The organism is Algimonas porphyrae (genome assembly GCF_041429795.1).
GTDB lineage: Bacteria > Pseudomonadota > Alphaproteobacteria > Caulobacterales > Maricaulaceae > Litorimonas > Litorimonas porphyrae.
On sequence record NZ_CP163424.1, the window covers coordinates 2,713,107 to 2,725,858 of the forward strand.

Annotated in this window: 13 protein-coding genes; 10 read left to right on the top strand and 3 right to left on the bottom strand. The window is 60.8% G+C overall.

Features of this window, described 5'->3' with window-relative positions:
• The first annotated feature begins 21 nt into the window (after window positions 1–21).
• Genes crcB through AB6B39_RS13165 form a run of 5 tightly spaced genes read left to right on the top strand, consistent with a single transcriptional unit; the run spans window position 22 to window position 6,096 of the window.
• Window positions 22–399, top strand: a complete 378-nt coding sequence (gene crcB / locus AB6B39_RS13145) for a fluoride efflux transporter CrcB (protein WP_284374048.1) — start codon at window positions 22–24, stop codon at window positions 397–399.
• Between the two features lie 13 nt (window positions 400–412).
• Window positions 413–1,387 carry an RluA family pseudouridine synthase gene (locus tag AB6B39_RS13150; protein ID WP_284374046.1) on the top strand — a complete coding sequence of 325 codons (975 nt, stop codon included), beginning with the start codon at window positions 413–415 and terminating at the stop codon, window positions 1,385–1,387.
• Window positions 1,387–2,091: an ATP12 family protein gene (locus tag AB6B39_RS13155; RefSeq protein WP_284374044.1), complete on the top strand. Its 705-nt coding sequence runs from the start codon at window positions 1,387–1,389 to the stop codon at window positions 2,089–2,091. The genes AB6B39_RS13150 and AB6B39_RS13155 overlap by 1 nt, the downstream gene beginning before the upstream one ends.
• A gap of 43 nt (window positions 2,092–2,134) precedes the next feature.
• Window positions 2,135–3,961, top strand: coding sequence for a monovalent cation:proton antiporter-2 (CPA2) family protein (locus tag AB6B39_RS13160; RefSeq protein WP_284374041.1), 1,827 nt, complete (start codon window positions 2,135–2,137; stop codon window positions 3,959–3,961).
• A 44-nt stretch (window positions 3,962–4,005) separates the two neighbouring features.
• A complete protein-coding gene (locus AB6B39_RS13165; protein WP_371398620.1) occupies window positions 4,006–6,096 on the top strand; it encodes a prolyl oligopeptidase family serine peptidase in 2,091 nt (696 codons plus the stop codon).
• A 35-nt stretch (window positions 6,097–6,131) separates the two neighbouring features.
• Here AB6B39_RS13165 and AB6B39_RS13170 read toward each other — a convergent pair whose 3' ends face one another.
• On the bottom strand, window positions 6,132–6,839 hold the full coding sequence (locus AB6B39_RS13170) for an RNA polymerase sigma factor (protein ID WP_284374037.1): 708 nt from the start codon (window positions 6,837–6,839) through the stop codon (window positions 6,132–6,134).
• Between the two features lie 186 nt (window positions 6,840–7,025).
• Here AB6B39_RS13170 and AB6B39_RS13175 point away from each other — a divergent pair, with 186 nt between their 5' ends.
• Genes AB6B39_RS13175 through AB6B39_RS13190 form a run of 4 tightly spaced genes read left to right on the top strand, consistent with a single transcriptional unit; the run spans window position 7,026 to window position 10,251 of the window.
• Complete coding sequence (locus AB6B39_RS13175) at window positions 7,026–7,583, top strand: GbsR/MarR family transcriptional regulator (RefSeq protein WP_348520206.1); 558 nt, start codon at window positions 7,026–7,028, stop codon at window positions 7,581–7,583.
• Between the two features lie 26 nt (window positions 7,584–7,609).
• Entirely contained in the window at window positions 7,610–8,572 is a 963-nt protein-coding gene (locus AB6B39_RS13180) for a hypothetical protein (protein WP_284374033.1), read from the top strand.
• Window positions 8,569–9,501, top strand: coding sequence for a fatty acid desaturase (locus AB6B39_RS13185; protein WP_284374030.1), 933 nt, complete (start codon window positions 8,569–8,571; stop codon window positions 9,499–9,501). The genes AB6B39_RS13180 and AB6B39_RS13185 overlap by 4 nt, the downstream gene beginning before the upstream one ends.
• Window positions 9,502–9,510: 9 nt before the next feature.
• Window positions 9,511–10,251 carry a sulfite exporter TauE/SafE family protein gene (locus AB6B39_RS13190; protein WP_284374027.1) on the top strand — a complete coding sequence of 247 codons (741 nt, stop codon included), beginning with the start codon at window positions 9,511–9,513 and terminating at the stop codon, window positions 10,249–10,251.
• On the opposite strand, the gene AB6B39_RS13195 is transcribed toward AB6B39_RS13190, so the two are convergent.
• Window positions 10,221–11,204: a DMT family transporter gene (locus AB6B39_RS13195; RefSeq protein WP_284374024.1), complete on the bottom strand. Its 984-nt coding sequence runs from the start codon at window positions 11,202–11,204 to the stop codon at window positions 10,221–10,223. The two genes, AB6B39_RS13190 and AB6B39_RS13195, sit on opposite strands and share 31 nt — an antisense overlap.
• Entirely contained in the window at window positions 11,201–11,689 is a 489-nt protein-coding gene (gene tadA / locus AB6B39_RS13200) for a tRNA adenosine(34) deaminase TadA (protein WP_284374022.1), read from the bottom strand. Before tadA ends, AB6B39_RS13195 begins: the two co-directional genes overlap by 4 nt.
• A gap of 28 nt (window positions 11,690–11,717) precedes the next feature.
• Here tadA and AB6B39_RS13205 point away from each other — a divergent pair, with 28 nt between their 5' ends.
• Window positions 11,718–12,638, top strand: coding sequence for a pseudouridine synthase (locus AB6B39_RS13205; protein ID WP_284374020.1), 921 nt, complete (start codon window positions 11,718–11,720; stop codon window positions 12,636–12,638).
• The last annotated feature ends 114 nt before the right edge of the window (window positions 12,639–12,752 follow it).

The following is a 12,752-nucleotide window of genomic DNA, read 5'->3' on the forward strand; positions in this document are numbered from 1 at the left end:
GGAGTGGATTATAGGGCGCGGATGCAGAGCTACTTGCTTGTTGCCCTCGGGGGCGGGATCGGCGCGTTGGGGCGTCATGGTCTCGGCCAGCTGACCTTACGCGCCTTCGGGCCGGGCTTTCCCTATGGAACCATGGCGGCCAATATTGCCGGCGGTCTGCTAATGGGACTACTGGCCGGCTGGCTAATGAACAAGGATGGTGGGCAGAATATGCGGCTGTTTCTCGGTGTCGGCCTGCTGGGCGGATTTACGACCTTTTCCGCCTTCTCTCTTGACGCGTGGCTAATGCTGGAGCGGGAGCGCTACGGCGCACTGCTCGGCTATGTCGGTGGCTCCGTCATCCTGGCCATTGCGGCGCTGGCCTTCGGCCTGCTGATTGCCCGGAAGGTGTTCGCATGAGCAAGATATTCACATGAGCGGTGTTCAGCAACTCGAAGTGCCCGAACATGATGCCGGGCAGCGGCTGGACCGCTGGTTCAAGCGCCTGTTCCCGCATATCGCGCATGGCAAGGTGGAAAAGCTGCTGCGCACGGGACAGCTGCGGGTCGACGGGAAGCGCGCCAAGGGTAGTTTCAGACTCGAAGCCGGACAGACCGTCCGCATTCCGCCCTTGCCCGACCCGTCCGAGGTCAAGGCCAAAGCCTCTCAGCGCAATCAGAACAAACTCGTCGAATGGGTGCTGTATGAGGATGATGATCTGGTCGCGATCAATAAGCCCGCAGGCCTCGCCGTGCAGGGCGGGTCCAAGACGACGCAGCATATTGATGGGATGCTGCCCGAGGGTCACCGCCTCGTACACCGGCTCGACCGTGATACGTCCGGCGTGCTGCTGATCGCCAAGTCTGCAGCGGCGACTAAATGGGCGGGCCGCGCCTTTCAAAGCCGCCGCGCCGAGAAGGTCTATTGGGGCGTGACAAACGGTGTTCCCCGCCCGCTTTCCGGCGAGATTGCCGGCTATATGGCCAAGGGTGAGCTGGATAACCGCTTCGGCAATATTCATATGGGCAAGGAAGTCATGATGGCGGTGCGTCACGGAACGCAAAACGCCAAACATGCGCGCACACTCTATCAGGCGGTCGCCACGGCCGGAGCGAAGGCGGCTTTCGTGGTGATGATGCCGCTGACCGGACGGACGCATCAGCTGCGCCTGCATATGCAGATTTTGGGCGCACCACTGGCCGGCGACCCGAAATATATGACGGACCGTCCCCTGCCCGGCGGCCTCGACAAGACATTGCATCTGCATGCGCGCTCTCTGTCGATCCCGCGCGACGGAAAACCGCACCTTACCATCACCGCGCCGCTGCCCGCGCATATGACCAAGGCATTCGCACTGTTCGGTTTCGACGAAGCGGATCCGGAGGTGAACTGGGACGAACTGGTCTGATGGCGCGGCGTTTCTATGCCGACGTCACGGTCGATCGGGATCGTAATGGCTGGTTCATCCGTCTGGACGGGCGGGCGCTGAAGACACCCGGCAAGAGGCCGATCCGCGTGCCCAGCCAGCGTGTGGCAGACCTGCTCAAGGCCGAATGGGATGCCGTTCCGGCGGCTGAAGACGGCGAGATCGATCCCGCCCTCATGCCCATCACGCGGCTGGCCAATGTCGCCAGTGAGGGCGTGGCGGACCGCCGCGAGGCGTTGATCGCTGATGCGCGCAATTATGCGGGAACGGACTTGCTATCCTACCGCGCGCCGGACCCGGCAGACTTCGTCGCCCGTCAGACCGCGGCCTGGGATCCCTGGATCGACTGGGCGGCAGAACGCGGCGTCAGGCTGGAAACCACGGACAGCATTCGCGCCATTGATCAGGCTGAGACAAGTCTCGACACCGTCGCCGACTATGCGTGCGGTCTGCCGGACTTCGCCATGACCCTGTTCGTGCATCTGGTGGCGGTCTATGGTTCGGCTGTCCTGGCCATGGCGGTGATGGAACAGGCGCTGGAGGCGGGCGAGGCGTTCGATCTGTCACGCATTGACGAGCTTTACCGCGCGGAGATCTGGGGCGTGGACGAAGCGGACGAGGCGGTGCGCCTGGCGCTGCGCGCCGAAACCGTCACTTTGGGCGGGCTGGCCCCTGACATAGGTTAATCTTTACTGGTCATTCGGCGCCCGGGCCTCTACGCCTGTGAGCATGGATGGCAGCTTCCTCCTTTCAGCATTCATCTTTCTCTGCGCGGCCAGCCTGCTGGTTCCGATCAGCAAGCTGTCGGGTCTCGGCTCCGTCATCGGCTATCTCGTTGCGGGACTTTTGATCGGGCCAAGCGTGCTGGGTCTGATCTCAGATCCCATCACCATTCTTCACTTTGCGGAATTTGGCGTCGTGATGATGCTGTTCCTGATCGGGCTGGAACTGGAGCCGCGCAAGCTCTGGTCGATGCGCGGCAAACTGATCGGTGTCGGCGGATCGCAAGTCCTGCTGACCTTGCTGGCCATTGCGGGCATCGCATTGATCGTCGGGCTGTCAACGGGTGAAGCACTTGCCGTTGGTATGGCGCTGTCGCTCTCCTCCACCGCTATGGCCTTGCAGATCCTGCAGCAGCGACGCCTTATGGCCGAACCGGAAGGCCAGAGCGGCTTTTCCGTGCTGCTGTTCCAGGACGTGATCGTCATCGCCATGATCGCGGCCATGCCGATCCTCGCCACGCTGACACCGTTTGATGGTGTAACCAGCGATTATGCGGACGGCCATGCGGAGCCACACGGCCCGACCGGGGTCTGGCTGGGCGTGGCCGTCATCGGCGTCTTTGTCGGCATGTTTCTTGGCGGGCGCTATCTGCTGGCCCCGCTTTTCCGCCTGATCGCACGCTCAGAGGTGCGTGAGACTTTTACCGCCGTGGCGCTGCTGCTCGTTGTCGGCGCAGCGCTGCTGATGAACTGGCTCGGCCTGTCGGCGGCGCTCGGCGCCTTCATCGCCGGCATGGTTCTGGCCGACAGCGAATATCGCCATCAGCTCGAACGTGATATCGAACCGTTCAAGGCGCTACTGCTGGGCCTGTTCTTCATCTCGGTCGGGATGAGCCTCGACCTGGCTTTCATCGCTTCCGAACCGATCTTGGTGATCAGCCTCGTCGCCGGATTGATGGGATTGAAGTTCTTCATCCTGTTGCTGATCGGACGGATGTCAGGCCTAAAAGGTCGAGCTTGCCTGTTTTTCTCTGCGCTGCTCTGTCAGGCGGGCGAGTTCGGGTTCGTCATCTTCACTTTTGCCACGACGGAAGGGGCGATCCGGCCTGAAACCGCCGCTATTCTGACTGCCGTGATCGCTCTGTCCATGGCGATGACGCCGTTAATCCTGCTGATTTTCGATAAGCTGATCCTGCCCCGCTTCGACACGGACGGGTCCACTTTGACGGGCGAAGCCCCCTATGATCAGCACCACCCTGTTCTCATTCTGGGTTATGGCCGGATCGGTCAGATCATCGGGCGGCTCTTGGAAGCGCAGGGCATTCGCACGACCCTGATCGACAATAATGGCGATCACATCGAATTCCTGAAACAGTTCCACCACCGCGTTTTCTACGGCGATGCCACCGATATGGATCTGCTGCGTCAGGCCGGCGCAGGCGGGGCCTGCATTATCGTCGTCGCCATCGCCGATAATCTCGAACTCGTCCGGCGCATCAAGAAAAGCTTTCCGGACGCCAAGCTGATCGTGCGCGCCAAGGGGCGGGTGCAACTGTTCGATTTGCTGGCTGAGAATGTGCATTTTGCAGAACGCGAAACCGTGCGCGGAGCCTTGGCTCTGGGCGAAGCGGTACTGACAGATATGGGCTATAATGAAGAGGAAGCCGACATGCTGGTCCAGCGCTTCCTCGAACTGGACTATGAGAATATTCAGCAGACCTATCATTTGCGCGGTGACATCAAGGCGCTGGCCGAAATGTCTTCTGAGGCAAGATTACTTCTGAAAGAGACTCTCGAGACCGAATTAGAGCAGCGCCGCGCAGACAGAAACTGACGGACTTCGAACGCACGCGACCGTCACAAAAACGGAGACGATCCATGAAAGGCCCAACCATGAAATATCTACTTGCCGGAGCCGTCAGCAGCCTCGCCTTGCTGACCACGGCCTTCCCCGCAACGGCTCAGTCTTCCGAGACGATGAACCGGCCCTTCACAGCAGAGCGCGTCTTCGACATCGAATATGCCAGCGATCCACAAATTTCTCCCGATGGATCGACCATAGCCTATGTACGCCGGTCCATGGATCGACAGACCGATACGGATCGCGGCGATATCTGGACGCTGAACACCGCGACGGGGGCGCATCGCCCGCTGATCGTCGGCGGCGCGTCCAAGGGCAGCCCGCGCTGGTCGCCGGATGGGACGCGCTTGCTCTATTCCACCGCGACGGATGAGCGGCCCGATCTGCGCGTGCACTATATCGATACGGGGGACAGCGTCTCGCTCGGCCAGTTCTATGAAGGCCCAGGCGCCATGACTTGGTCCCCGGATGGCAAGACCGTTGCTTTCAGCATGTTCGTTCCGGGCGAAACGCCGGCCTTCGCGAAGCCTGTGGCCACCCCAGCCGGGGCCAAATGGTCTGAACCCGTCCGCGTTTTCGACGACATGACCTTCCGTTTCGACGGGGCGGGATATTTGCGCGAAGGCGCGACCCATGTCTTCACCATCTCCGCTGACGGGGGATCCCCACGCCAGATCACAAGCGGCGATGTCGACTTTGGCGGCCCGGAATGGCTCGGTAACGGCACGCTGCTGGTCAGCGGCAATATGGCCGAAGACAGGGACATGGATCCGATCGAAAGCGAAATCTACACGGTGAGCCTGTCGGATCTATCGATGACGCCCCTGACCACACGCGACGGCCCGGACGGCAGCCCGACCGTCTCACCGGACGGCAAATGGATTGCTTATCTGGGCTATGATGACAGGCTGCGCGCCTACCAGCAGACCGAACTTTACATTATGGAAGCCGACGGCACGAATCCCCGCCGACTGGCCGACACTCTGGACCGGTCTTTCGACGCCATCCACTGGGGCAGCGACAGCCGCACGCTTTATGGCCAGATCGAAAATGCCGGCATCATCGACATTATTTCGATCGATACCCGCAGTGGGCGAACAAAAACGGTCGTCAGCGGCCTGGGCGGCACCTCCATCGGACGCCCCTACGCATCGGGCAGTTTCAGCGTCTCACAGACCAACACACCTGTCTTTGCATACACCGCTGGCTTTACGGACCGACCGGCTGAAATCGCCGTTCAACGGGGTGCCAGCGATCCACGCGTGATGACCACGCTGAATGATGATGTACTGCCTTTTCTCGACATGGCGCCGATCGAGGAATTTCATGTCAAATCGTCTGTCGATGGCCGGGAAATCGAAGCTTGGGTTGCCCTACCGCCAGGCTTTAAGGCCGATGGGAGTTTTCCACTTATTCTGGAAATTCATGGCGGGCCTCAAACCATGTACGGACCTTTCTTCGCTAGCGAAATTCAGCGCTACGCAGCGGAAGGCTATGTCACCGTCTATGTCAATCCGCGCGGATCCACCGGCTATGGCAATGACTTCGTTCAAGCCATCGACAAGGCTTATCCCGGCAACGACTATGTCGACCTGATGGATGTGGTCGATGATCTGGTGGCGCGCAATTATGCCAGTCCGGACCGACTGTTCGTGACCGGCGGCTCCGGCGGCGGCATTCTAACGGCATGGACCGTCGGCAAGACCGACCGCTTCGCCGCAGCCGCATCCGTCAAACCTGTCATCAACTGGATGACCATGGCCTTGGCCGCCGATATCGGCCAGTTTGTGCGCCGTCACTGGATCCGCGCCGATCCTTGGGAGGATCCCGATGCCTATCTGGATTTCTCCCCGATCATGCTGATCGACAATGTCACCACGCCGACCTTGATGATGGTGGGTGAGGAAGATTGGCGAACGCCGACCTGGGAGGCCGAGCAGTTCTACACCGCGCTCAAAATGCAAGGTGTCGATACGGCGCTGATCCGCATTCCGGGCTCACCGCATTATATTGCCAGCCGCCCCAGCCGTCTGATCGCCAAAACGGATAATATCATGGGTTGGTTTGCGAAATATGATCCTGCGAAGACGGAAGACGCCGCCGAGTAAAGACCCCCTCTCCCGCGAGGGAGAGGGAGGCGTGTTTACCGCCGCTTACCCTCAGCCATATTTGTCTTGAGCGCCTGCATGGCAGACCGGATGCGGGTCTTGACCGTTCCTAGCGGCAGACCCGTTTCATCCGATATTTCCTTGTGGGTCTTGAACTCCATATAGGCCATACGGATCGCCGTCTGCTGTGACGGTGTCAGCTTGTCGATTTCGCGCGCCAGCCAGTGGTTTTCCTCTTGGGCCATGAAACCGCTCTCAGCGCTTGGCACCTCGTCATCCGCGATCACTTTCATCAGTTCCGGGTCTCGTACATCGACCCGCCCATGCTTGCGCTGATGATCGATCCAGCGATTGCGCGTCATCCGGTAGACCCAGGTCGCGAAAGAAGCCTTGGTAGGGTCGAACATCTGCGCGCCGGTCCAGACCTTGACCATTACATCCTGAACGACGTCCTCGGCGGTTGCACCGCCCGCGCCGCGCGCCATCAGCCAGCCTTTTAGCTTGGGGGTATAGACATCGAACAGATCGGTCAGCGCCTGCGCATCCCGGTCCTCGGCAATCGACTTCAGCCAGTTGGCATCGCGCTTCGACGCCGAGAGCGACTTCGCCGTCTGTGGCGCGGCCCGCTTGCGCGGTTCCGGGGCCGGGGACTTTGTTTCAGGATAAGCTGCCGGGGTCGATGCGACGGCTGAATGGTCCCGCCGCGAACGGTCCGTCGTCTCCCCCTTGTCTGCAGTGGCCACGTGCCTCTCCGGTGTCTGGTGAGGATGCGCGGCACAAGATGGGACCGCAACGTCAGCATTTATATAGATTAAGAAACACACGCTGTCACCCGATCAACGCTTGCTTGTCGTCAATCCGAACGATTTTGCATCATTTCCATCCAGACCGGACTTGTCAGACGCACTCTAATTTCCTATATTTCTGTCATGACAGAAATATCGAAAACAATCGACGCGATGCCTGAAGCCGTCCGTCGCTTCATTCTCCACTGGGGCGATATGGGGCAGCAATGGGGTGTCAACCGGTCAATCGCGCAAATTCATGCGCTGCTCTACATCAGCGAGGCTCCGCTCCCGGCGGAGACGATTAGCGAGACATTGGGCATTGCTCGCAGCAATGTCAGCAATTCGCTCAAGGAACTGACTGGCTACCGCATCGTGCGCCGCGTGCCGGTGTCCGGCGAACGGCGCGATCATTTCACGGCTGAGACTGATGTCTGGGAACTGGCCCGCCGCATCGCCGCCGTGCGGAAGGCTCGCGAGATCGACCCGGCGCTTGAAACGCTGTCGCACTGCCTGTCCGATGCGGAGGGTGATGCCGAAGTCTCCGATGAACAGCGCCGCCGCTTGCGCGAAATGCATGCTTTTACCGCCGATATGGACCGCTGGTACACGCAAATGCAGGCCTTGCCGGTCCGGACCCTGACCCGCCTTGTTCGCCTTGGCGACCGCATCGTCGCGCTTCTGGGCCTCAATCGGAGTTAGCCGCCCATCCACCGGAGATCGCCTCAATGACAGGTTTGCAGACATGGCTGACAGGAGGACCGCGTCCGGTCTGGCTGCGCTATCTGCTCCTGATCGCTGCGGCGTCCGGCATCATCCGGTTCGCGCTCGGAACACCGTGGATGCGCGAAAGTGCCGTGCTTTACGTCCTGATTCCCTATCTGATCGGCATCGCGATCTATCTCTTTACGCCGGTCGCCAAGAGCGACCGTTTCCTGGCACGTCTGTGGCGCAATCTGCGCACGGCCCTGATCGTGATGATGGCGACCTCGCTGCTTCTGTTCGAGGGGTTTCTATGCGTTCTGGTGTTCCTGCCAATCTATGTATTCTTCGCCCTGTTGGCGGCCCTGATCTATCCGGGCCCGACGGCGCGTGACCGGAGCTGGCGCGACAAGACACGCATGAGTGTGATCCCCGTGCTGGTCGTCATACTGTCGATGGACGGTATTCGCGGCATGGACATATCCTTCGGACCGGACCGGGATGTGCTGGTGAGCCGGACGGCAACACTGGAGCTGACACCGGCAGAAATCCGCAGCAACATTATCGGCCATACCTATCCCGAAGCAGGTCGGACGCGTTTCCTCGCCCTCTTCCCGCGTCCGGTCGCCGTCGAGGCCCAGTCGCTCGCGGTCGGGGCACGTCATACCGCCCATATGGAATATCGTCGCTGGGGCGTGCCGGGCCTCAACGTCCATAAAGGTACGTCGATCATGGAATTCACCCACAACACGGAAACGGAGCTGCGCGCACAATTCATTCATGATGACACTTATTTGTCGCACTATATGCTCTTTCAGAGCTGGGCGCTGGAGATGACGCCGCGCGCGGACGGCCAGACCGACGTGACCCTCACAGTGGGCTATGAGCGATTGCTCGCCCCGGCCTGGTATTTCGGGCCCTTGCAGAAGCGGGCCGTGGGTGACGGGCTGGACTATGCGCTGCATGCGATCATTGGCGGCGCGGCGTGAGGGACATTGCCGCGCGCATCGTTCCGACACCGGGTTGCGACCCCGTGGCGGGGCGGGTTCGCTGGGATCCCGTCAAATCGCTGTGGTGGTCGGGCCTGACGGCGCTATGGCTGATTGGCGGCACGATCTGGTTCAGCTGGGGCGCGGTCGCGGTTTTCCTGGCGAGTTGCTTCCTCATTCTCTGTGGCGGTCATTCCATTGGCATGCACAGACGGTTGATTCATGAGAGCTTCGATTGCCCGCCCTGGCTCACCGTAATCGGGGTCTGGCTCGGTACGCTTGTCGGTCTCGGCGGACCCCGCACCATGATTCAGACTCATGATCTGCGCGACTGGGCCCAGCGTCAGTCGGATTGCCACCCCTATCTGAGACATGGTGGGGCTCCGGCGAAGGATTTTTGGTGGCAGGTCCATTGTTCCCTGACATTGGACCTGCCGCCTGGCTTCCAGCCCAGCGACCTTTATTCTGCCAGCTGCGCCATGCGATGGCTGCAGGCGACGGCCTTCTTGCAACAGATACCGATCGCGCTTTTACTCTGGATAATGGGCGGGCCCGGTTTCGTCGCCTGGGCGATCGGGGGACGTGTCAGCATCAGCATTTTCGGGCATTGGGCCGTGGGGTGGGTCGCTCATAATCACGGTCACCGTGATTTCCATAATGAGGGCCATTGTACGCAAGGGCATAATGTCCGGGGGTTCGGTCTGATCACCTTCGGCGAAGCTTATCACAATAATCATCACGCCTTTCCAGAAAGTGCCCGGCTCGGGCTTTTTCCGAACCAACCGGACCCCGGTTGGTGGGTCCTGATGATGCTGCAGCGCATCGGCCTTGTCTGGAATGTGGTCGAAGCCAGGGTCGAGGTTGGCCATTCCCTAAAACTGTGCCGCACTCCTCCCGCAACGGATGTGTCTATTCCCAGAAACGGCTAGGGGCTGTTTGTGAACGCCTATATTCTCATCATTACCGCAGCCTGCGTCACGGCAATCATTTCCGGCCTGTTCGGTATGGCGGGCGGGATGATCTTCATGGGCGTCATCGCCGTTTTTCTGGGCGTCGCGGAGGCCATGGTCCTGCACGGCGCAGTGCAGGGCGTTTCCAACAGCACACGCGCCTATTTTCTGCGCCGGGATGTCCGCTGGGACATTTTGGGCTGGACAGCGCTCGGGGCGATACCGGCTGCGCTGCTGATGCTGTCGGTTGCCTTCCTGCCGTCCAAAGCACAACTCTATCTCGCACTTGGCTTATTGCCGCTGCTTCTGTGGTTGCCGCGATCCTGGCTGGCAGGAGACGCCCAAAAGCCAGCGCATGCGGTCCTGTGCGGGGCGATGGTGATGGGCCTGAACCTGAGTGCGGGTGTCGCAGGTCCGGCGCTGGATTTCTTCTACGTCAAAACGCAACTGACGCGGCAGCAGATCGTCGCCACCAAGGCCGTCACCATGTTTGCATCGCATCTGGTCAAGATTGTCTACTTCGGTATTCCGCTGGCGCGCGGCGTCGGCTTGGCGGGACTGCCGCCTTGGTGGGTGTTTGTCGCAGCCGTTCCTGCCGTGATCGCAGGCACCTGGATCGGGACGCGTCTGCTGCACCACTTTTCCGACATCGGTTTCAAACGCTATACGCGCATTCTCGTCACACTGATCGGGGCCGTCTATGTCTGGCGCGGTTTTGCGCTTCTCTGAGCGACGACTGTATAGAGCGCGATTCCGATCAGCGTGATCGCTGTACCGATCCCGTCCCAGAGGCCGAATGGCTCTCCCAGCACAAGTATCGCGGCCACAATTGTCGCCAGCGGCCCGATCATGCCGAGAATAGCCACGAGTTGTGCTCCGATCCGGCCAATCGCCATATTGATAAAGAAGCTAGGCAGGAGGGTGCAGAAAAATGCCAACGCAACGGCGATTACCCAGAGCTGTCCCGGCAGTTGCAACGCCGCAATCATGCCGGACAGACCGCCTGAACTGACGAAGAAGTGGACCAGCAAGGCTGTCGCCGCGCCGATCATGGCGAGGCAAGTGAAAACGCGCGCGCCGATCCGGTCGATAAAGCCTTTGGCGATCAGCTGAAACAGCGCAAACAGAGCGGCGCAGAGCAGGATCAGCCCGGCCCCGAGCCAGAGATTGTCAGACGCCGTCATGTCGCCGCGCAGGAAAACCACGGCCAATCCCGCATAAGCGAGTGCGACCGATGCCAATCCCGCCCTGCTAATCCGGCCACCGAAAAACAGGGCGCCGAAGATCACGACGAAGGCCGGATAGGTAAACAGCAGCAGCCGTTCGAGCTGCGCCGTGATATATTTCAGGCCCTGAAAATCGAGAAAGGTGCAGATATAGTAAGCCAGAACACCCGCCGCCATTGCAGACAGGGTTTCGCGTATTCCGATCCGCCCCTGCCCCGCCCGGCGCGCAATCATCAGGATCAGGATATAGGCCGGAAGCGACAGCCCCATCCGTAACACCATCAGGGTGACGACGGGAAGGTCCGGCACGACCCCGTAAGCCATCTTCACCAGTACGGCTTTCATCGAAAACAGGACGGCACCAGTAATACCCAGTGCCATCCCGATCCCGTCCAGCCGCCCGCTCTCGCCGGACAATGCGGCCGCGCCCTGAACCTCGCGAAAGGACGTCTTCATCGTTTCGTCTGACGGCGGGCTCTGAAGAAACTTCGCAGCATGTCACTGGCGCGATCGGCACGCAGGCCGGCACTGATGAGGGGCCGGTGATGACAGGTCGGCGCGTCGAAGAAGCGCACGCCGCTTTCGACGGCCCCACCTTTCGGGTCGGACGCGGCATAGACAACCCGCGCAATCCGGGCATTGGCGATGGCCGACGCACACATGGTGCAGGGCTCCAGCGTGACGTAAAGCGTGTGCCCTGGCAGGCGGTAATTCCCGACCCTCTCACAAGCTGCACGAATGGCCAGCACTTCGGCGTGTGCCGTCGGATCGTGCTGCGCAATCGGTGCATTGGCGGCTTCGCCTACAACAATTCCGTTTACATTCACGATCACCGCACCCACGGGCACTTCGCAACTGTCAGCCGCAGCTTGCGCGAGCGCCAGCGCACGGTCCATATGGGCCAGATCGGGCCAGTCCTGATCGCTGTCATGGATCGTCATGACCGCGCCTGTGTGTCGGGATGGACAAATGGTCAAGCCAGCAGACGATAGCGAACGGATTGCCAAACGGCTGTCTCGCGCCGGAGTCGCGTCCCGCCGCGAAGCGGAACGCATGATCGAAGCGGGCCGGGTCAGCGTCAATGGCAAGCGTCTGGACACGCCAGCTTTTACCGTCACCGCCAAAGACGACATCGAGGTGGACGGCAAACCTCTCGCCGCTAAGGAGCCGCCGCGTCTGTGGCGCTATCATAAACCTCCCGGACTGGTGACAAGCCATAGCGATGAACGCGGACGTAAAACCGTGTTCGACGCGCTTCCCGAACATTTGCCCCGCGTGATCAGCATCGGCCGACTCGACCTGACGAGTGAAGGTCTGTTGCTGCTAACCAATGACGGCGAGCTGGCGCGGCAGCTGGAACTGCCCAGCACGGGCTGGTCGCGCCGCTACCGCGCGCGCGCCTATGGCAAGACGACGCAGGAGAAGCTCGACACGCTGAAAGACGGGATCGAGATCGACGGCCGCCAGACCGGCCCGATCGAGGCGACGCTCGAGTCCGAAAAAGGCGACAATGTCTGGGTCGAGGTCATGATCCGCGAAGGCAAGAACCGCGAAGTCCGTCGCGCGCTTGAAACGCTGGACTTGAAGGTCAACCGGCTGATCCGGACCAGCTATGGCCCGTTTCAGCTGCTCACGCTGCAACGCGGTGCCGTCGACGAAATCGGTCGCAAACAGCTGCGGGATCAGGTCGGCCATCTGATCGAAATTCCGCGCGAACAGGATCGCCACAAGCGCAAACCGCCCAAGCGCGGCACGCATGCAAGCAAGAAAGCCAAAGTCGACAGCCAGCCCGGCGCGCGCAAGCAGGACGCCGCGAAGAATGCGAAACGCCCTCCGCCCAAGAAAGCGCAGGGTGGGCGCCGCAAGGGACCACCTAGGGCTAGGGGATGACTTTGTTCGTCTTTCTCCTGCTCAACTCGGCAAAAGTCGGAGTTCGGGATCGTCGCCAGTTCAACGCTGATTTTGTCTCAGAAAGCGGGGCCCCGGCTTTCGCCTGTGTGGTCG